Genomic DNA, 18,810 nt, shown 5'->3' on the forward strand with positions numbered 1-18,810 from the left:
AAGGGCCCGGTTCTCGGTCGAGAACCGGGCCCTTTTCACGCCCACAGCAGGTCAACGGGTCAGAGCAGGTGCACGAGCAGGATGCGCAGGCCGAGCAGGACGAGCACGGCGCCGCCCGCGACCGTCGCCCAGCGGCCCAGGCGCTCGCCCACCCGCGCGCCGATCCGCACCCCGAGGCCCGACAGCACGAGCGTCACGACGCCCACGAGCGCGACGGCGGGGAGGATCGGGACGCCGAGCACCGCGAACGTGACGCCCGACGCCGCGGCGTCGATCGACGTCGCGATCGCCAGCGGGAGCAGCACGCGGTAGGCCACGCGGGGGCGCCGGGTGACGGGCGGCGCGAGCGTCGCGACGGCGGCCGGTGCGCCGAGAGCACCGCCGTCCGCGGCCGTGGCCTGCGCTCCCGCAGGTCCCTCCACGTGCTCGACGGCGAGCTCGGCCTCGTCCTGGAGACCCTCCTTGACCATGTGCGCGCCCACGAACGCGAGCATCCCGGCCGCGATCCACGGCGCGACACCGGACACCGCGTCGGCGAACCACGTCGAGAGCGCCCAGCCGGCGAGCGGCATGAAGGCCTGGAAGAGGCCGAAGAGGACCGCGACGCGCGCGGTCTCGCGCCACGTCGGGCGCCGCATCCGGGTGCCCTGCGCGAGCGCCACGGCGAACGCGTCCGCCGCGAGCGCGACGGCGATCACCACGAGCTCGAGGATTCCCACGAGAAAGCAGCCTAGAAAACGCCTTCTGAATGCGTCCAGGCACGTCGCGGTGACGCTGATCTCGGCATTTCCGGACGAGGTCGGCAGCATTCCTGGACGGGAACTCCCGCATTCCTGGATACGGGCGTCCGCAACCTCGGGTGCGGATGCCCGCGGACCGCGGAGAACCCGCGTGGGAGGCGACGCGTAGCGTGCCCGGCGGAGGTGACGATGCTCGCGACGATCGCCGTGGAGGGGTACCGGTCCCTGCGCAGCCTGGTCCTGCCGCTCGGCCGGCTCACGGTCGTGACCGGGGCCAACGGGACCGGCAAGTCGAGCCTGTACCGCGCGCTGCGCCTGCTCGCCGAGTGCGCCCTCGGGGGCGCGGTCGGGGCGGTCGCGCGCGAGGGCGGGCTGCGCTCGACGCTGTGGGCCGGGCCCGAGCAAGGCGGCAGCCGCGCGCTGCGTGACGGCGGCCCGGTGCAGGGCACTCGCCGGACCGCGCCCGTCGCGCTGCGGCTGGGGTTCGCGGGCGCGGCTCCGGGCGACCTCGGCTACGCCGTCGACCTCGGGCTGCCGCAGCACCCGGGGCCGGCGTTCGGCCTCGACCCGGAGATCAAGGTCGAGACGATCTGGTCCGGCCCGGCCCCGCGCCCCGCGACGCTCCAGGTCGAGCGGCGTGGACCCGCGGTCCGCGTGCGGGACGACGCCGGACGCTGGGTCTCCTCCCCCGCCCGGCTCCGGTCGTTCGACAGCGTGCTCACCGAGCTCGTCGACCCCGTGGGCGCGCCGGAGGTCGTCGCGGTGCGGGAGGTCCTGCGCTCGTGGCGGTTCTACGACCAGCTCCGCACCGACGCCGGCGCCCCGGCGCGCGCGCCGCAGGTCGGCACCCGCACGCCGGTCCTCGCGCACGACGGCGCGGACCTCGCCGCGGCGCTCGAGACCGTGCGGGACCTCGGCCGCGGCGACGAGCTCGACGCCGCCGTCTCCCGCGCGTTCCCCGGGAGCCGGCTCGCGGTGCACGCCGACGACGGGCGGTTCGAGCTCGCCCTCCACCAGCACGGGCTGCTCCGGCCGCTCACCGGCGCCGAGCTGAGCGACGGCACGCTGCGCTACCTGTTCCTCGTCGCCGCGCTGCTCTCGCCGCGCCCGCCCGAGCTCCTCGTGCTCAACGAGCCCGAGACGAGCCTGCACCCCGACCTGCTCCCGGCGCTCGGCGCGCTCGTGCACGCCGCGGCGCGGGAGACGCAGGTCGTCGTGGTGACCCACGCGACGCCGCTCGTCGAGGCGCTGCGGGACGCGACGGCGTCGGGAGCGGCCGACCTGCCAGGGCCCGGCGACCTCCTCGAGGTCGAGCTCGTCCGCTCGCCGTTCGGCGAGACGACGGTCGCCGGGCGCGAGGGCCTGCTCGACCAGCCGCCGTGGACGTGGCCCCGGCGGTGACACCGGCCCGCGGCCTCGGGCCCGCGGCCAGGGGTGGCCGTCAGCGCCGCGAGGCGACGTGGAGGCTCGTGACCGTCGCGGCGAGGTCGGTCAGCCGGGAGGCCGTGCGGTCGAGCAGCTCGTCGAGCTCGATGGGGCCGGGGGCGATGCTGAAGGCGGCCGCGATCCCGGCGTCGCGCGCCTGGTGGGCCGGCAGCAGGACGCGCCCTGCGAGCACGACGACCGGCGGGCGGTGCGGCGCCTCGGCGGCGAGCGCGCCCATCGCGTCGGCGACCTTGCCGTTGACCGACTGCGAGTCGAACGACCCCTCGCCCGTGACGACCAGGTCCGCACGGCGGATCGCGTCCGGCAGCCCGACGGCCTCGGCGACGAGGCGCGCGCCGGGCTCCAGCTCGGCACCGAGGACGCCGACCATCGCGGCGGGCACACCGCCCGCGGCCCCGGCGCCCGCGAGCTCCGAGACGTCGAACCCGGCCTCCTCGACGAGCACGCCGGCCCAGCGGCGCAGCGCGTCGTCGAGGAACGCGACGTCCGCCTCCTGGGCGCCCTTCTGCGGCCCGAACACGGAGGCGGCACCTCGCTCGCCGTGCAGCGGGTTGGTGACGTCGACGGCGAGGCGCCAGCGCACGTCGCGGGCGCGCGGGTGCAGCCCCGACAGGTCGAGGCGCGCGACACGCGCGAGCCCCTCGCCCCCGTCGGGCACCTGCGCGCCGGCGGCGTCGAGGAGCCGCGCGCCGAGGCCGGTGAGGATGCCCGCGCCGCCGTCGGTCGACGCCGACCCGCCCAGGCACACGATCACCTCGTCCACGCCCGCGTCGAGCACGGCCGCGGCCGCCGCCCCGGTGCCGAGGGTGTGCGCGTGCAGGGGCTGGAGCGCGACGTCGCTCACCTGCGGCAGACCGCTCGCCTCCGCGAGCTCCACGACGCCCAGCCGCCCGTCGGCGGAGACCCCGTACCGCGCGGTGCGCGGGCGGCCGATCGCGTCCACGGTCGCGACCTCGCGCGCCGGCACGCCCCACACGGCGAGGAGCGCCTCGAGCGTCCCCTCTCCGCCGTCGGCCATGGGGAGCTCGACGACCTCGGCGTCGGGGACGACGCTGCGGATCCCGGCGGCGACGGCGTGCGCGACGTCCGCGGCGCTCAGGCTGCCCTTGAACGAGTCGGGCGCGACGACGACGCGCAGCGGGCCGTCGGGGCGTGGCTGGTCGGGACCGGTCGGGGTGGTGCTCGGCGTTGAGGACACGCTCGCATCCTAGGCAGGCGGAGCCGCCCTGGTCCGCCCGGGAACGGACCGACCGGACGTGTTCCCCGCCACAGCGCTCAGGGCCGCTGCTCGGCCGTCCGCGGGTCCGGCACCGCGTCGGGGATGTCGCTCTGCGCCGCGCGCAGCCGCTCGAGGAGCTCGCCAAGCGTCGCGAGCTCGTCGTCGTCGAGCGCCCCGCCCACGTAGGTCGCGATCGCGCGCGCGTGCGCGCGGCCGGTCGCCCGCTGGAGGTCCCGGCCCGCCGGGGTGAGCCGGACGAGCGTGCCGCGCGCGTCGTCGGGCGCGGACGTCCGGTCGACCAGGCCTCGGGTCGCCAGCCGGTCCACCATGCGGCTCAGCGACGGCTGGCTGAGCAGGATGTAGACGTTGAGGTCGCGCAGGCGCATCCCCTCGTCGGGGCCCTTGGTGAGCGAGAAGAGCACGTCGTACTCGCGCAGGGTCAGGCCGTCCCAGACGGGGTCCGACTGCAGACGGCGCATGATCGTGACCTGCGCCCGGAACAGCGACTCCCACGTCTCGACCGCGAGCCGGGGGTTCGTGTGGCCGGGTCCGGTCACAGGCCCGTCGTCGTGATGGCCCTGCGCGACCATGACACCCCCGGACGGATCGATCGATGCGTTCGCATCGACCCTACCCGCTTGCGGAGAGGATCAGCGGCCGAGCCGGCGCTCGCGCTGGGAGTAGGCGCGCAGCGCGCGTAGGTAGTCCACGCGCCGGAAGTCGGGCCAGTACGCCTCGCAGAAGTAGAACTCGGAGTGCGCGCTCTGCCACAGCAGGAACCCGCCGAGGCGCTGCTCGCCCGACGTGCGGATGACGAGCTCCGGGTCCGGCTGGCCCTTGGTGTACAGGTGCTCCTCGATGTGCTCGACGTCGAGGTTCTCCGCGAGGTCCTGGAGCCGCGCGCCCGCGGCCGCCTGCTCGCGGAGGTAGGACCGCACCGCGTCGGCGATCTCGTGCCGGCCGCCGTACCCGATGGCCACGTTCACCTGGAGCCCGTCGACCGAGGCCGTGCGCTGCTGCGCCTCGCGCAGCGCGCCCGCGAGGCGCTCGGGGAGCAGGTCGAGGCGGCCCATGACCCGCAGCCGCCAGCGGCCCGAGTCGGCCAGGTCGCGCACCGCGTCCTCGATGATGTCGAGCAGCGCGGTGAGCTCCTCCTGCGAGCGCGAGAGGTTGTCGGTCGAGAGCATCCACAGCGTGACGACCTCGACGCCCTGGTCCTCGCTCCAGCCCAGGAACTCCGCGATCTTGTCCGCACCCCGGCGGTGGCCGGTCGCCGTCGACTCGCCGAACGAGCGCGCCCAGCGCCGGTTGCCGTCGAGGATGACGCCCACGTGGCGCGGCACGCTCTCGTGCGAGAGAGTCGCGGCGAGGCGACGCTCGTAGAGTCCGTAGACAGGGCGGGGCAGGCGCACGACGGTTCCTCGGCGGTGGAAGGACGGGTGTCGCCCGGCGGGCTGGTCCTTGACGGGACACGCGGGCCGAACCCGCACACGCTACCGCTCCACGTCGCCCGGACGGCAGGGCGGCGGCGGCGGTCCACGCCCCTGCCCAGGATCTTCACACCGCGGCGCCGTCCGAGGTCGTCTACCTACGCTGCCGTAACCTACGATGGCGTAGGTTGACCGGGACGGCGCCGTGCGCCGGCCCGTGGGACCGAGCACGACCCTGACCGCGCCCGATCCGGCCCGACCCCGAGGAGACGCCGTGGACCGACCGACCGACAGCGACCGCACCCCCAGCGCACCCGACGCCGGCGCCCTGGAGAGCGTCCGCGAGAGCGTGGGCGACGCCGTCGAGAAGGTCGCCGAGGCGGTCAAGCCGCGCCTGCGCGGGTGGATCCACGCCGGGACGTTCCCCTTCGTCCTCGTCGCGAGCATCGTCCTCGTCGTCGTCGCGCCGCCGGTCGCGGGCAAGGTGTCGTGCGCGATCTTCGGGCTCAGCGCGTGCCTGCTCTTCGGCACGAGCGCGGTCTACCACCGCGGCACGTGGTCGCCGCGCGTCGCCGGGGTGCTCCGGCGCGCCGACCACTCGAACATCTTCCTCATCATCGCGGGCACGTACACGCCCCTCGCCGTGCTCCTGCTCCCCCAGCGGACCGCGACGATCCTGCTCGCGATCGTGTGGGGCGGCGCCGTCCTCGGCCTCCTCGCCCGGATCCTGTGGCTCGACGCCCCGCGCTGGGTCTACGTGCCGATCTACGTCGCCCTCGGCTGGGTCGCCGTCGGGTACATGCCGCAGTTCTGGACCACGACGAACGGGCCGGCGATCGTCTGGCTCGTCGCCGCCGGCGGCCTGGCCTACACGCTCGGCGCCGTCGTCTACGGCATCAAGAAGCCGAACCCCAGCCCCCGCTGGTTCGGCTTCCACGAGATCTTCCACGTGCTCACCGTCGTCGGGTTCACGTGTCACTACGTCGCGATCATGCTCGCGGCGGTCGCCGCGCGCTGAGCCACCCCGCGCCGCCGTTCCTCGGGAGCAGCTCCCGTTCCCGGCCCTACGAGGACGCCGCCTCCCGCGGCACGACGGCGTAGCGGCGGTTGGCGAGGGACGGGTTGCGCTCGCGCACGCCCGCCAGGGCCGCGGGGTCGAGGTCGGCGCTGCGCAGCTCGGCGCGCTCGCCGAGCTCCAGGCCGACCTGACCGTCGGGCCCCACGAGGAGCGAGCGGCCGGTCACGCCCTTGCCCGCCTGCCCGACCGCGAGCACGACGGCGGTGTTCTCGATCGCCCGCGCCCGGGAGAGGGTGCGCCACTGGTCGGCCTTGAGGTCGCCCGCCGCCCACGCCGCGGGCACGACCAGCACGTCCGCACCGGCGTCGACGAGCCGCCGCGCGCTCTCGGGGAAGCGCAGGTCGTAGCACGTCATGACGCCGAAGGTCAGGTCGCCGAGGCGCAGGACGAGCGGGGGTGCCGCCGGGTCGCCGGCGTCGAGCCGGTCGGACTCGCGGTGCCCGAACGCGTCGTAGAGGTGGACCTTGCGGTACGTGCCCACGAGCTCGCCGGACGCGTCGACGGCGACCACCACGTTGACCGCACGCCCCGCCGCGCCGCCGGGCACGAGCGTGCCCGCGATCACCGCGACCCCGTGCTCCCGCGCGAGCCGGCGCAGGGTCGTCACGAACGGCCCGTCGAGCGGCTCGGCGTGCTCGACGCCCGTGCCCCGGGGGTCGAAGGCCGCCGCGTACTCGGGCAGGACGAGCAGGTCCGCGCGCACGCGCGCCGCCTCCCGGAACGCGGCTCCGACGGTGACGAGGTTGGCCGCGTGGTCGGCCGACACCTCGAGCTGGCCGATCGTGACCCGCGCCCCGGTGGCCACGGTCAGCCCTGCCGCGCGGGACCGCTGCCGGGCGCCCCGTCGGGCGCGCTGTCGTCGGGCGCGCTGCCGTCGCCCGTCGCGCCGCCGGAGGACTCGCCGTCGTCGCCGTCGCCCGGCTCCAGCGGACCGTCCGCGCCGATGCCCTGCACCTCGGCGTTGTGCCGCATGCGCCGGAGCTGGCGGGACAGCGCGAAGAACAGGCCGACGGTCGCGAGGGCCACCGCGAAGATCGCGAGGAAGCCGACGAGACCCGGGGACACGTCGTTCGGGTCGAGGTCCTCGCGCAGCGGGTCGTCCGAGGGGCTCGGCGTCGCGGTCTCGGCGACGACGTCGGCCGCCCAGCCCGGGCCGCCCGCACCGGTCGTCGCCAGGGAGTCCGCGAGGGGCGTCGTCGTGGTCACGAGGCCGCCCCCTCGCTCGCGACGAGGTCGCGGACGCCCGCGAAGAGGTCGTCCTCGGGCACCTGCGTGGGGACGCGCGACTCGGCGAGCTCGAACTCCTCGAACGGCCACACGTCGACCTCGAGGTCACGCGGGATCGCGAAGAAGAAGCCGTCGGGGTCGATCTGCGACGCGTGCGCGATGAGCGCCGCGTCGCGCTGCGCGTAGTAGCGCGCGACGTGGACGCGGGTCGTGACCTCGCGCTCGGGGATCTCCCGCGCGGACCGGGACTCGACCCAGTCGCCGAAGGGCGACTCCAGGCCGGCGCCCTGCATCGCCTCGTGCAGCGTGCGGATCCGGTTCATCGAGAAGTCGTGGTTGTAGTACAGCTTGAGCGGCGCCCAGGGGGCCGCCCCGCCCTCGCGGCGGTAGCGGTCGGGGTCGCCCGCGGCGTGGAACGCCTCGAACGCGACGCGGTGGCACATGACGTGGTCGGGGTGGGGGTAGCCACCCGACGGGTCGTACGTCGTCACGACGTGGGGCCGGAACTCGCGCACGAGCTCGACGAGCGGCGCGGCCGCCTCCTCGAGCGGGACCAGGCCGAACGAGCCCTCGGGCAGCGGGGGCAGCGGGTCGCCCTCCGGGAGCCCCGAGTCGACGAACCCGAGCCACTGCTGGCGCACCCCGAGCGCGCGCGCCGCGGACGCCATCTCGACCCGGCGCAGGGCGCGCATGCCCTCGATGCCGTCGGGCCCCTCGCCGAAGCTCGGGTTGAGGATGTCGCCGCGCTCACCGCCCGTGCACGTCGCGACGAGCACGTCGACGCCTTCGGCCGCGTAGCGGGCGGCCGTCGCGGCGCCCTTGCTCGACTCGTCGTCGGGGTGGGCGTGCACGGCCAGGAGACGGAGCGTCTCCGGCTGCTCGCGGTGGGTGGTCGATCCGGCCGCGGGTTCGGCCACTGGTCCTCCCGGGTGCGTCGTACGTCTCCTCGCACGACCGGACCTGTCGTGGGTGCACGACGAGCGCCCGGGCTCTGCGAAGATGGGTCGAGGACATGATCCCCCACCGCGCCCACACCTGACGAACCGCCGGGACCACCGGCAGGACGCCGGGTCCGCGACCGGACGCGGCGGCACCGACCACGGGACCGCACCATGACGAACGAGACCACCGCCCCGCCGCCGAGCCCGGGCGCACCCCTGCGACCGCCGGCGGGCCGCTACGGGCCCGAGCCGACCGAGCGGCGCCGCCGCCTGGCCGTCGTCGGGATCGTGCTCGTCGCGATCGTCGGGCTCGCGATCACGCTCGTCATCGGGCTGCGGTACGCGAACGAGCCGGTGCGGTTCAAGGACTTCGGCTACACCGTCGTGAGCCCGGAGCGCGTCGACGTGACGTTCGAGGTCTACATGGACCCGGGGACGACGGCGACGTGCACGCTCGACGCCCTCGCCGAGAGCTTCGCCCAGGTCGGGACGGTCGACGTGACGGTCGGCCCGGTCGAGGTCACTGAGTCCCGGTACACCGTGAGCGTGGCGACCTCCGAGCTCGCCACGACCGGCATCGTCCAGTCCTGCCGCGTCGCCCCCTGACGCGCCCCGGGGCGTCGTCCCCGCGCGCTCGCTGACCTGCGGCGTCGCTGTCGGCGCCCTGTGCTTTGCTATCCTGAGGGATTCCCGCACCCGACCGTGTGGAGCCCGAGACTGCGTGCTGGTGACAGGCACGCGCCCTCCGGGCGCCCCGGCGACCAGCGGGAGACCAGTCCTACGCGCTGCCACCCGGCCAGCGTCACCGACCCGGGCAGGCAGGCGCACCGCGAACGCACGCGCCCCGGCTGCCCGTACCCGCACGGCCGTGCGACCGACCCGGCCGTCGACCATGGAAAGGAAGGAGCGAACCGTGACCGACACCACCGTCACCTGGCTGACCCAGGAGGCGCACGACAGGCTGCAGGCCGAGCTCGCCCACCTGTCCGGCGAGGGCCGCACCGAGATCGCGGAGCGCATCGCCGCCGCGCGCGACGAGGGCGACCTCAAGGAGAACGGCGGCTACCACGCCGCACGCGAGGAGCAGGCCAAGAACGAGGCCCGCATCCGTGAGCTCACCGAGAAGCTGCGCAACGTGCAGATCGGCACGCCGCCGGACGACGGCATGGTCGAGCCCGGCATGGTCGTCACCGCGGTCGTCGCGGGCGACGAGATGACGTTCCTCCTCGGCTCGCGCGAGATCGCCGGCACGACCGACCTCGACGTGTACTCGCCGACGTCGCCGCTCGGTGCCGCGATCGGTGGCAAGACCGTCGGCGACGAGACGAGCTACGCCGCGCCGAACGGCAACGAGATCAGCGTGAAGATCGTCGCCGCGAAGCCCTTCGAGGGCTGACGCGCCACCGGCGGCCACGCCACCGGTGAGACGTGAGAAGTGGCCCCTCCGACACGTCGGAGGGGCCACTTCGCGCTTCTCGTCAGAGCCGGGGCGAGCCGCCGTCGCTGCGCTCGACGCGGTAGCCCTCGGAGCGCAGGTGCGCGACGAGCTCGTCGCAGTGCTCCGGGCCCTTCGTCTCGACCTGCATGCGCACCCACGCCTCGCCGATCGCGAGGCCCACGTCCGTGCGGTCGTGGTCGATGTGCATGATGTTGCCGCGCTTGGTCGCGATGACCTCGAGCATGCGCGCGAGGGCGCCGGGGCGGTCGTCGAGCAGCACCTGGAGCTGGATGTACCGGCCGGCCGCCGCGAGGCCGTGCCGCACGACCCGCAGCAGCACGAGCGGGTCGATGTTCCCCCCGGACAGCACGACGACGACCGGACCCTCGACCGGGTCCGCCGCGCCCGCGTCGACCGCCGCCGTCCCCGAGAGGAGTGCCGCGACGCCGGTGGCCCCGGCGGGCTCGACGAGCAGCTTCGCGCGCTCGGCGACCATGAGCAGCGACCGGGAGATCTCCTCCTCGGTCACCGTGCGGACCTCGACGCCGTGCTGCGCCAGGATCCCGAACGGCACCGCGCCGGGCGTCCCGACCGCGATGCCGTCGGCCATCGTCGCGGCGAGCCGCGCCGTCGTCGGCTCCCCCGCGGCGAGCGAGCCCGGGTAGGCGGCGGCACGCTCCGCCTGCACCCCGATCACGCGCACGTGCGGCGCCGCCTGCGCGAACGCCCCGGCGAGGCCCGCGACCAGCCCGCCGCCACCGAGCGGCGCGATCACGGTCCGGACGTCGGGCACCTGCTCGAGGATCTCCAGCGCGATCGTCGCCTGACCGGACACGACGTCGGGGTGGTCGAACGGGTGGATGAACACCGCGCCCGTCCGCTCGGCCTCCGCGCGTGCGGCGGCCAGCGTCTCGTCCACGTCGGCGCCGACGAGCCGGACCTCCGCGCCGTACTGGCGCGTCGCCGCGACCTTGGGCAGCGCGGCGTCCACCGGCATGTACACGACCGCGCGGATGCCGAGCAGACCGGCGGCGAACGCGACGCCCTGCGCGTGGTTGCCGGCGCTCGCCGCGACGACGCCGCGCGCCTTCTCGTCGTCGCTCAGGCGCGCCATGCGCACGTACGCGCCGCGCACCTTGAACGACCCCGCGCGCTGGAGGTTCTCGCACTTGAGCAGCACGCGGACGCCCGCGGCCTCGCTGATCGCGCGCGTCGTCTGGACCGGGGTGCGGTACGCGACGCCGTCGAGCAGACGGGCGGCGTCGCGGACGTCGTCGAGCGGGACCGGTACGGGTCCCGACGTCACCGCGCCTCCCCGGGCGCGTCCTCCACGGGGCCGGTGTCCTGCGGTCCGACCACGGCGGAGTCATCGCCGGCGCCCTCGCGGGCCCGACGGCGCGCGCCGACGTCCTCGAGGTCTGCCTCCGCGCGCGCGATGACCGGCGGTTGCGGGCTCCCCCGCACCACGACCCGGTCGTCCGTCCCGAGCTCGGGGAACTTGTCGTGCCCGTGCAGGTAGAGGACGACGGTGTTGAGGACCGCGGCGATGGGGACGGCGAACAGCGCGCCGACGATCCCCGCGGCGAAGCTCCCCGCCGCGACGACGAGCAGCACGGCGACCGGGTGCAGCGAGACGGCGTGGCCCATGAGGAACGGCTGGAGGATGTGGCCCTCGATCTGCTGCACGAGCAGGACGATGCCGAGCATGACCAGGGCCTGGACCCAGCCCTGCGCGACGAGAACGACGAGCACCGCGATCGAGCCCGTGACGATGGCACCGACGATCGGGATGAACGACCCGACGAACACGAGGATGCCCAGCGGCAGCGCGAGCGACGGGACGAAGAACGCGGCGCCGATCCCGATGCCGACGGCGTCGACGGCGGCCACGAGGATCTGCGTGCGCGTGTACGCGGCGAGCGTAACGATGCCGCGGCGTCCGGCCTGGTGGACGTTGTCGCGCGCGCGCAGCGGCAGCAGCCCGACGACCCACGACCAGATCGTGCGCCCGTCGAGCAGGAAGAAGAACGTGCAGAAGAGCGCGATGAGGGCGCCGGCGACCACGTGGCCGATCGTCGTCGCCGCGCCCAGCGCGCCGGAGACGATCGAGTCCTGGTTCTCCGAGACCGCGGTCCCGGCCTGGTCGAGCCAGTGCGAGATCGTCGTCGAGTCGAGGCCGAGCGGGCCGTCGGCGAGCCACTCGGTGAACTGCTCGAACCCCTCGACCGCCTGGTCGCGCAGGTCCTGGAAGCCGCTGACGATCTGCTGTCCCGCGATCGCCACGAGCCCCGCGACGACGACGATCAGCGTGATGAGCGACGCACCGGACGCGAGCCCGCGCGACATGCGCAGGTGACGCCGGAAGAACCGCTGGACGGGCGTGAGCAGCACCGTGAGCAGGAGCGCCACCGCGATGGGGACGACGATCACCTTGAGCTGCGTGACGAGCCACAGGCCCGCCGCGATCGTCAGGCCGATGAGCAGCAGCCGCCACGACCAGGCGGCGGCCGAGCGCACCGAGTCGGGCACCGCCGTCGCGCCGGGGCGCCCGGGAGGAAGCGGGTCGGGGGTCCTGTGCTGGTCGGCCTGCGCGCTCACGGGCCAACCCTAGGCGAGGGACCCTCCCCGCGCGGCGCTGAATACCCGCGCCGCGCCCGGTGTGCGCAGGATCTCCCCGCCCGGCGGGGCGTCCCGTGCTACCCCAGCGCCTGGGTGAGGTCCGCGACGAGGTCCTCGACATCCTCGATGCCGACGGAGAGACGGACGAGGTCGTCGGGGACCTCGAGCGCCGTCCCGGCGACGGAGCCGTGGGTCATGCGGCCCGGGTGCTCGATGAGCGACTCGACGCCGCCCAGGGACTCCGCGAGCGTGAAGACCTGGGTGCGCGCGCACACGTCGAGCGCCTTCGCCTCGCTGCCCGCACGGAACGACACCATGCCGCCGAACCCGCGCATCTGGCGCGCGGCGAGCTCGTGCCCGGGGTGGGACGCGAGGCCGGGGTAGATCACCTCGGTGACCGCGGGGTGGGCGGCGAGGAAGTCGGCGACGGCCGCCGCGTTCGCCTGGTGGCGGTCCATGCGCACCGCGAGCGTCTTGAGGCCGCGCAGCGTGAGCCACGCGTCGAACGGTCCGGCGACGGCGCCCGACGCGTTCTGGTGGAACCCGACCGCGCCCGCGACGTCGGTCCCGCCCGCGGGCGACACGAGCCCGCCCGGGAGCTGCGCGCCCGTCGCCACGACGAGCGCTCCCCCGACGACGTCGCTGTGCCCCCCGACGTACTTGGTCGTGGAGTGCACGACGACGTCCGCCCCGAGCGCGAGCGGCTGCTGGAGGTAGGGGGTCGCGAAGGTGTTGTCGACGACGAGCAGCGCCCCGGCGTCGTGCGCGACGCCCGCGAGCGCCTGGATGTCGCTGACCCCGAGCAGGGGGTTGGTCGGCGTCTCGACCCACACGACGCGCGTCTCGGGGCGCACCGCGGCGCGGACCGCCTCGACGTCCGTGAGGTCGACGGGCGTGTGCTCCACGCCCCACGGCCCGAACACCCGGGCGATGAGCCGGTAGGTGCCGCCGTAGGCGTCGTCGGGCACGATCACGTGGTCCCCGGGGCGCACGACGGCGCGCAGCAGCGTGTCCTCCGCGGCCAGGCCCGACGCGAAGGCGAACCCGCGCGCGGCGGGCGACCCGTCCGCCGTCGGGCCCAGGCCGCCGGACTCCGCGGCCGCGAGCGCCTCCTCGAGCGCGGTGCGCGTGGGGTTCGCGGAGCGCGAGTACTCGTAGCCACCGCGCAGCCCGCCGACGCCGTCCTGCTTGTACGTCGAGACCTGGTGGATGGGCGGCACGACGGCGCCGGTGGTCGCGTCCGGGTCCTGGCCCGCGTGGATCGCACGCGTGGAGAAGCCGGTGGTGGTCCAGTCGGGGTGCTCGCTCGGGGTGGTCACCCGACCAGCCTACGGCGCACCCACGGCGCGGAGCAGGTGGTCCTGGTCCCCTCTCGTTGCCCGGACGACCCGCGACGACCTGGTCGGCACGGCGGCGTCGCCCGGTCGGCAGCTCAGGAACACCTGTTGGCCGTGCCGCGTTCTACCCCGTGCCAGGATGATGCGTCGTGGGCCAGCGCCCCGGTCGTCCGGGCACCTCAGGAGGTAAGCGATGAACTCGATCTTCGACGCGATCTTCGGCTCGTCCGGCAAGACGACGATGATCGCCCCCGAGGACGCGCTGCCCGGGCGCCAGTCGCCCGTGCTGCAGACCCCGCGTCCCCACACCGTGCTCGGCACCTCGATCACCGGCCCGTGGCCCGAGGGCACGCGCGTGCTCTACCTGGCGATGGGCTGCTTCTGGGGCGCCGAGGAGATCTTCTGGCAGGTCCCCGGGGTGGTGAGCACCGCCGTCGGGTACATGGGCGGCACCACGCCGAACCCCACCTACGAGGAGGCGTGCACCGCGCGCACCGGCCACACCGAGACGGCGCTCGTCGCGTACGACCCCACGAAGGTCTCCGAGGAGGAGCTCCTCAAGATCTTCTGGGAGCGGCACGACCCGACGCAGGGCTACCGCCAGGGCAACGACGTCGGCACCCAGTACCGGTCCGCCGTGTACTGGACGACGCCGGAGCAGGAGCAGGCGGTCCGCGACACCGCGGCGCGCTACTCGGCGGTGCTCGAGGCCAAGGGCTACGACCCGGTGACGACCGAGATGCGCCCCGCGGCCGAGGCCGGCCCGTTCTACTACGCCGAGGACTACCACCAGCAGTACCTCGACAAGAACCCGAACGGCTACCGCTGCCACGCGACCACGGGCGTCCCGTTCCCGAGCGCCGCGTAGCACCCGCCGAGACGTGAGACGTGGCCCCTGATCCCTGCGGATCGGGGGCCACTTCTCGTCTCTCGGCCGCGGGCCCGCCCCGGTGCCGTGACCACGCCGGGGTGCGCGGCGCACCGTCCCCGACGCAGGATGGGCCCATGACGATCCCCACCCTCGGCGCCCAGGACGGCACGACGATCCCCGCGATCGGCTTCGGCACGTACAGGCTGGGTGGCGAGGAGGGGGCGGAGACGATCGCCCGCGCGATCGACGCGGGCTACCGGCTGATCGACTCCGCGTTCAGCTACGAGAACGAGGGCGCGGTCGGCGCGGCGGTGCGCCGCGCGGACGTCCCGCGCGACGACGTGATCGTCACGTCCAAGCTCCCCGGTCGCCACCACGCGCACGACGACGCGGTTCGCACCGTCGAGGAGTCGCTCTTCCGCACCGGCCTCGACCACATCGACCTGTACCTGATCCACTGGCCGAACCCGCGCGTCGGGAGGTACGTCGAGGCGTACGAGGCGCTCGTCGAGTGCCGCGAGCGCGGGCTGGTCCGCCACGTGGGCGTCTCGAACTTCCTGCCCGAGCACCTCGACGCGGTGATCGCCGCGACGGGCGTGACGCCGGTCGTCAACCAGGTCGAGCTGCACCCGTACTTCCCGCAGGCCGCGCAGCGGGCCGCCGACGCCGAGCGCGGGATCGTCACCGAGGCCTGGAGCCCGATCGGTCGCGCGAGCGACCTCCTGCGCGACCCCGTCGTCACGGCGGTGGCCGCCGCGCACGGCGTCTCCCCCGTCCAGGCGATCCTGCGCTGGCACGTGCAGCTCGGCGTCGTGCCGCTGCCCAAGGCGTCGTCGCCCGAGCGTCAGCGCGAGAACCTCGACGTCTTCTCGTTCGAGCTCACGACCCACGAGATGAACGCCCTCACGGGCCTCGCCCGGCCGGACGGTCGCACGAACGACCAGGACCCGGCGGTGTACGAGGAGCTGTGACGGCTCAGGCACGCATGCCGAGGAGCACGCGGGTGACGCGCGTGCGCCGCACCAGCAGGTCGTAGACCGCCAGCAGCACGCCGAGCGACGCCACGACGATCACCACGTACTTCGACGCGGCGGGCAGGTCCCATCCCACGACCGCGTAGGCGACCGCGACCACGACCGGCTGGTGCAGCACGTACAGCGGCAGCACCGCCGCACCGAGGTAGGCCCAGGCCCGACGTCGCCACGGACGGACCGCGACGGCGTCTCCCCGGGCGGTGCTCGTCACGCGCAGTGGCGCCGCCGCAGGAGGGGCGGCCACCGCGCGCCGTCGCGCGCCCCACCGGTCCAGGAGCCCGAGCAGCGCGAGCACCCAGCACCACCCGGCGACGCCGTAGAGGAACCGGAACGCGACCGCGCCGACCCCGCGACCCGTGAACGCGTCGACCTCGCCCGCGGGTCCGAGGAACAGCACCATCCCCACCGCGAACACCCCCAGCCCGACCAGCCCGGCCAGCGCCGCGTCCCGGCGTACCGCCGCCCGGAACCGCTCGTCGGACGCGAGCGCGAAGCCGCCGAGGAAGAAGAGGAGGTAGCCCCAGCGGCTCCAAGCAGCGAACCCCTCCTCGAGCTCGTGCGCCGCGCACACGACGCCGACGACCACCGCCGGCGCGAGCACCGCCCCTTTCGCCCCCACCGCCCGGGCGAGCCGCCCGCGCGTCCGGCGTGCGACGTCGTCGGGCACGAGGCGCACGAGTACGGCGAGCACGAGCGCCCAGGTGAGCAGCAGCACGAGGAACCACAGGTGACCCGTCTCGAAGTGCTCGCCGTCGAGCACGAACGGGACGTCCCCGGGCTGGAGCCGGACGTCGAAGAACCGCGGCCAGAACGCGAGGTACGAGCCGGTCCACGTGCCGTCCGAACGCGCCCGGAGGAACTGCGGGACGGGCAGGAGCAGCACGAGCGCGACGAGCAGCGGGACCCCGATCCGGAGCACGCGCTCCCGGACGAACCCGCCGGGCCCGCGCGACCGCACCGAGTGCCACGCCCCGATCCCCGCGATCGCGAAGAGCAGCGGCATCGCGCACACCACGACCGGCGCGACGACGAACGTCGTGAGCTCGGTGGTCTCGGCGTTCTTCACGTAGAAGTCGTCGCGCGCGTCGAACACGAGCGCGGCGTGGAACAGCACGAGGCCCACGACGACGACCGCACGGACCGCGTCGAGCTCGCGACGCCGGTCCGGTCGCTGCTCGGGCCCTCGCTCCACGCCTCGCATCATGGCACCGTGGGCGGGTGACGTCACCGGCTCTCGCCCCCGCACCCGACGCCGCCCGACCACCCTGGGCGGTCGGCTCGCCGCTCCGGCTGCTCGCCGCCGTGCTCGTCTCCGGCTCGGCGGTGCTCCTGTTCGCGGTGCACGTGCGCCCGCTCGGGTACGTACCGCTCGTGCTGGGCGTGGCGCTGGGGCTCGCCGTGGACCGCCGGCTCGGGCGCGACCTCGCGCTCGTCGGCAGCGGCATGGCGATCATCTCGACGATCTCGCTCGAGGCGGACCTGTCGGACGCCGGGATGGTGCGCTTCGCCGTCGTGCTGTCCCTCGCGGTGCTCGTGCCGTGGGCGCTCTCGCGGTTCGTGTTCCACGACGACGTCATCCGGTTCCCCGTCGCCACCGGGCGGCGCTGGACCCGGGGACAGATCGTGTACCTCGTCGTGGTCGTCCTCGCGGGGTACCTGATCCTGCCGTTCTACTTCATCGGGTCGGGCGCCTACCTCAACTGGCCGGAGATCACGGGCGGGCAGGAGATCGCACGCCTGTTCGTGGGCGTCAACGCGGTGGGCATCTGGGACGAGCTGTTCTTCGTGTGCGTCGTGTTCGCGCTGTACCGCGAGCACTTCGGCCTGTGGACGGCGAACCTGCTCCAGGCGGCGGTGTTCGTGTCGTTCCTGTGGGAGCTCGGGTACCGCGAGTGGGGACCGCTCCTCACCGTCCCGTTCGCGCTCGTGCAGGGCTGGATCTTCTCGTGGAGCAAGTCGCTCACGTACGTCGTCGCGGTGCACCTGCTGTTCGACGTCGTGGTGTTCGCGGTGCTCGTGCACGCACACCACCCGGAGCTGTTCGACGTCTTCGTCACCGCGCCGCGCTGACCGTGGCCGGGGGCCCGTGCCGTACGGTGCCCGCATGACCGGACGACGAACCGGCCCCCGCCCCGGCCTCGTTCCCCTCGTGCTCGCAGGCTTGTGCCTGCTGGGCGTGCTGTGGCTGTGGGTGCTCCCGGGCTTCCGGGTCCAGGCCGCGACGCCGTTCGGCGAGACGGCGCGCGTCGAGCTCACCGCGGGCGACCACACCGTCTACGCCGACACCGGCGCCGCCTGGAGCGAGGTCCGGTGCGAGGGCACCGGACCCGACGGCGAGGACGTCGGGCTCCGCGTCTCGATGTCTCAGCAGGACCTCCGCGTGCCCCGGCACTGGCGCGCGCAGTCCTCGTTCGCGAGCGACGCCGGCAGCGTGACCCTCACGTGCCGGTCGGAGGGCACGACGACGGACGGCACGTTCGCCGTCGGGCCGTCGGTCGACCTGTCGCAGGCCGCGCTCGGCACCGTGCTGCTCGTCGCCGCGGTGGTCCTGGGGGTCGTGGGGACCGCCCGCGCCCGACGCCGTCCCTGAGGCTCCTCAGGCGGGCCGCGCCAGGAGGACCTTGCGGACGCCGTCCACGCGGCACGCCGCGGTGACCGCGACCGTCGCCGGACCGGCGAGGACCGTCACGGCCGCGACGACGACCGCCACCCCGACGGCCGCACCCGCGACGACGTCGTGCGGGAAGTGCACGCCCTCGGCGACCCTCGCCGTGGCGACCGCGACGGCGAGCGCCACGGGCAGCACGACCCACACCGCGACCTCGCGCAGCGGCGACCGGTAGGCGTGCCGCGCGGGTACCGCCCCGGGGACGCGCACGGCGGGCGCACCGGCCAGGACGACCGCCGTCGCGAGGGCGAACGCGATGGCGGTGTGGTTGCTCGGGAACGACCAGTCCCCCGCGGCAGGGCAGTGCGCGACCTCGACGAGCTCCCAGCACCCTCGGGGCTGGCGGACCAGGGACTTGACGGCCTCGCTCGCCGCGTAGGCCGCGACGGCGCCCACCCCGGCGACGAGCGTCGTCGCGACGGCGGACGCGCCCGCGCGACGCGAGCGCCACGCGACGACCGCGCACAGCCCGAGGAGCACGAGCACCCCGCCCTCCGCGACGAGCCCGGACCCGGGCAGCTCCGCGGTCCGCGCCGTGACCGCGAGGTAGAGCGCCTCGCTCGGGCCCCGCAGGAGCCGCGCGACCAGCACGACGAAGGCCGCCCCGACCAGCCACGACACCGCGACGAGGACCTGGCCCGCGACCCGCGACGACGCGCCCTCTGGCGGCTCCGGCAGCACGCGCGGACGGGTCGCGGCGGGGGCGTCGGGGCGGTCGAGCAGGGTCGAGGGACGGGACGAATCGGGCGGGGTCATCGCACG

The 18,810-nt window shown here is 74.8% G+C and carries 20 protein-coding genes; 8 read left to right on the forward strand and 12 right to left on the reverse strand.

Translation table 11 applies throughout. From position 1 onward, the window contains the following. Nucleotides 1-59: 59 nt before the first annotated feature. The gene (locus ACFVN3_RS17950; RefSeq protein ID WP_378234315.1) at nucleotides 60-719 is read right to left on the reverse strand and encodes a manganese efflux pump MntP family protein; all 660 of its coding nucleotides are present in this window, start codon (nucleotides 717-719) and stop codon (nucleotides 60-62) included. A 210-nt stretch (nucleotides 720-929) separates the two neighbouring features. Between ACFVN3_RS17950 and ACFVN3_RS17955 the strand changes: the two genes are divergently transcribed. Further along, nucleotides 930-2,141, forward strand: coding sequence for an AAA family ATPase (locus ACFVN3_RS17955; RefSeq protein ID WP_378234316.1), 1,212 nt, complete (start codon nucleotides 930-932; stop codon nucleotides 2,139-2,141). A gap of 40 nt (nucleotides 2,142-2,181) precedes the next feature. On the opposite strand, the gene ACFVN3_RS17960 is transcribed toward ACFVN3_RS17955, so the two are convergent. The 3 genes from ACFVN3_RS17960 to ACFVN3_RS17970 all read right to left on the reverse strand — a co-directional run bounded on the left by ACFVN3_RS17960 (nucleotide 2,182) and on the right by ACFVN3_RS17970 (nucleotide 4,817). Beyond that, the gene (locus ACFVN3_RS17960; RefSeq protein ID WP_378234317.1) at nucleotides 2,182-3,384 is read right to left on the reverse strand and encodes a glycerate kinase; all 1,203 of its coding nucleotides are present in this window, start codon (nucleotides 3,382-3,384) and stop codon (nucleotides 2,182-2,184) included. Between the two features lie 77 nt (nucleotides 3,385-3,461). Continuing rightward, a complete protein-coding gene (locus tag ACFVN3_RS17965; RefSeq protein ID WP_378234318.1) occupies nucleotides 3,462-3,962 on the reverse strand; it encodes a MarR family winged helix-turn-helix transcriptional regulator in 501 nt (166 codons plus the stop codon). Between the two features lie 93 nt (nucleotides 3,963-4,055). Next, the gene (locus ACFVN3_RS17970; protein WP_378234319.1) at nucleotides 4,056-4,817 is read right to left on the reverse strand and encodes an isoprenyl transferase; all 762 of its coding nucleotides are present in this window, start codon (nucleotides 4,815-4,817) and stop codon (nucleotides 4,056-4,058) included. 292 nt (nucleotides 4,818-5,109) lie between these two features. Between ACFVN3_RS17970 and ACFVN3_RS17975 the strand changes: the two genes are divergently transcribed. After that, nucleotides 5,110-5,853, forward strand: a complete 744-nt coding sequence (locus ACFVN3_RS17975; RefSeq protein WP_378234320.1) for a hemolysin III family protein — start codon at nucleotides 5,110-5,112, stop codon at nucleotides 5,851-5,853. Nucleotides 5,854-5,899: 46 nt separating this feature from the next. Here ACFVN3_RS17975 and ACFVN3_RS17980 read toward each other — a convergent pair whose 3' ends face one another. From ACFVN3_RS17980 to mca, 3 genes are read right to left on the reverse strand one after another with little or no spacing between them, the layout of a single operon-like run. Continuing rightward, complete coding sequence (locus ACFVN3_RS17980; protein WP_378234321.1) at nucleotides 5,900-6,718, reverse strand: carbon-nitrogen hydrolase family protein; 819 nt, start codon at nucleotides 6,716-6,718, stop codon at nucleotides 5,900-5,902. Nucleotides 6,719-6,720: 2 nt separating this feature from the next. Then, nucleotides 6,721-7,119 (reverse strand): hypothetical protein, encoded by a 399-nt coding sequence (locus tag ACFVN3_RS17985; RefSeq protein ID WP_378234322.1) that lies wholly within the window; start codon nucleotides 7,117-7,119, stop codon nucleotides 6,721-6,723. Further along, nucleotides 7,116-8,057 (reverse strand): mycothiol conjugate amidase Mca, encoded by a 942-nt coding sequence (mca, locus tag ACFVN3_RS17990; RefSeq protein ID WP_378234323.1) that lies wholly within the window; start codon nucleotides 8,055-8,057, stop codon nucleotides 7,116-7,118. Before mca ends, ACFVN3_RS17985 begins: the two co-directional genes overlap by 4 nt. A 195-nt stretch (nucleotides 8,058-8,252) precedes the next feature. On the opposite strand from mca, the gene ACFVN3_RS17995 reads away from it, so the two are divergent. After that, nucleotides 8,253-8,687, forward strand: a complete 435-nt coding sequence (locus ACFVN3_RS17995) for a DUF4307 domain-containing protein (protein WP_378234325.1) — start codon at nucleotides 8,253-8,255, stop codon at nucleotides 8,685-8,687. A 307-nt stretch (nucleotides 8,688-8,994) separates the two neighbouring features. Next, nucleotides 8,995-9,477, forward strand: a complete 483-nt coding sequence (gene greA, locus ACFVN3_RS18000; RefSeq protein WP_378234326.1) for a transcription elongation factor GreA — start codon at nucleotides 8,995-8,997, stop codon at nucleotides 9,475-9,477. An 82-nt stretch (nucleotides 9,478-9,559) separates the two neighbouring features. On the opposite strand, the gene ilvA is transcribed toward greA, so the two are convergent. The 3 genes from ilvA to ACFVN3_RS18015 form a co-directional block, all read right to left on the reverse strand. Further along, on the reverse strand, nucleotides 9,560-10,825 hold the full coding sequence (ilvA, locus tag ACFVN3_RS18005) for a threonine ammonia-lyase (protein ID WP_378234327.1): 1,266 nt from the start codon (nucleotides 10,823-10,825) through the stop codon (nucleotides 9,560-9,562). Then, a complete protein-coding gene (locus ACFVN3_RS18010; RefSeq protein ID WP_378234328.1) occupies nucleotides 10,822-12,117 on the reverse strand; it encodes an AI-2E family transporter in 1,296 nt (431 codons plus the stop codon). The genes ilvA and ACFVN3_RS18010 overlap by 4 nt, the downstream gene beginning before the upstream one ends. Before the next feature lie 98 nt (nucleotides 12,118-12,215). Then, nucleotides 12,216-13,457, reverse strand: a complete 1,242-nt coding sequence (locus ACFVN3_RS18015) for a cystathionine gamma-synthase (RefSeq protein WP_378234329.1) — start codon at nucleotides 13,455-13,457, stop codon at nucleotides 12,216-12,218. 211 nt (nucleotides 13,458-13,668) lie between these two features. Here ACFVN3_RS18015 and msrA point away from each other — a divergent pair, with 211 nt between their 5' ends. Together msrA and ACFVN3_RS18025 are read left to right on the forward strand one after the other, a co-directional pair. Continuing rightward, nucleotides 13,669-14,343, forward strand: coding sequence for a peptide-methionine (S)-S-oxide reductase MsrA (msrA, locus tag ACFVN3_RS18020; protein WP_047232060.1), 675 nt, complete (start codon nucleotides 13,669-13,671; stop codon nucleotides 14,341-14,343). Nucleotides 14,344-14,480: 137 nt separating this feature from the next. After that, complete coding sequence (locus ACFVN3_RS18025) at nucleotides 14,481-15,317, forward strand: aldo/keto reductase (RefSeq protein WP_378234330.1); 837 nt, start codon at nucleotides 14,481-14,483, stop codon at nucleotides 15,315-15,317. Nucleotides 15,318-15,321: 4 nt separating this feature from the next. Here ACFVN3_RS18025 and ACFVN3_RS18030 read toward each other — a convergent pair whose 3' ends face one another. Further along, nucleotides 15,322-16,572, reverse strand: a complete 1,251-nt coding sequence (locus ACFVN3_RS18030) for an acyltransferase family protein (protein ID WP_378234331.1) — start codon at nucleotides 16,570-16,572, stop codon at nucleotides 15,322-15,324. A gap of 26 nt (nucleotides 16,573-16,598) precedes the next feature. Here ACFVN3_RS18030 and ACFVN3_RS18035 point away from each other — a divergent pair, with 26 nt between their 5' ends. Continuing rightward, nucleotides 16,599-17,450, forward strand: coding sequence for a type II CAAX prenyl endopeptidase Rce1 family protein (locus ACFVN3_RS18035; RefSeq protein ID WP_378234332.1), 852 nt, complete (start codon nucleotides 16,599-16,601; stop codon nucleotides 17,448-17,450). A gap of 34 nt (nucleotides 17,451-17,484) precedes the next feature. Then, the gene (locus ACFVN3_RS18040) at nucleotides 17,485-17,970 is read left to right on the forward strand and encodes a hypothetical protein (protein WP_378234333.1); all 486 of its coding nucleotides are present in this window, start codon (nucleotides 17,485-17,487) and stop codon (nucleotides 17,968-17,970) included. A 6-nt stretch (nucleotides 17,971-17,976) separates the two neighbouring features. Here the strand turns inward: ACFVN3_RS18040 and ACFVN3_RS18045 are convergent, their stop codons facing one another. Further along, nucleotides 17,977-18,804 (reverse strand): phosphatase PAP2 family protein, encoded by an 828-nt coding sequence (locus tag ACFVN3_RS18045; RefSeq protein ID WP_378234334.1) that lies wholly within the window; start codon nucleotides 18,802-18,804, stop codon nucleotides 17,977-17,979. Nucleotides 18,805-18,810 lie beyond the last annotated feature (6 nt).

The sequence above is a fragment of the Cellulosimicrobium sp. NPDC057862 genome (genome assembly GCF_042797035.1).
Lineage (GTDB): Bacteria > Actinomycetota > Actinomycetes > Actinomycetales > Cellulomonadaceae > Cellulosimicrobium.

Bases quoted from the DNA above. Each gene is read 5' to 3' on its own strand.
- ACFVN3_RS17955 (WP_378234316.1), top strand. From the start codon at position 930: ATGCTCGCGACGATCGCCGTGGAGGGGTACCGGTCCCTGCGCAGCCTG.
- ACFVN3_RS17995 (WP_378234325.1), top strand. From the start codon at position 8,253: ATGACGAACGAGACCACCGCCCCGCCGCCGAGCCCGGGCGCACCCCTG.
- msrA (WP_047232060.1), top strand. From the start codon at position 13,669: ATGAACTCGATCTTCGACGCGATCTTCGGCTCGTCCGGCAAGACGACG.
- ACFVN3_RS18025 (WP_378234330.1), top strand. From the start codon at position 14,481: ATGACGATCCCCACCCTCGGCGCCCAGGACGGCACGACGATCCCCGCG.
- ACFVN3_RS18040 (WP_378234333.1), top strand. From the start codon at position 17,485: ATGACCGGACGACGAACCGGCCCCCGCCCCGGCCTCGTTCCCCTCGTG.
- ACFVN3_RS18045 (WP_378234334.1), bottom strand. From the start codon at position 18,804: ATGACCCCGCCCGATTCGTCCCGTCCCTCGACCCTGCTCGACCGCCCC.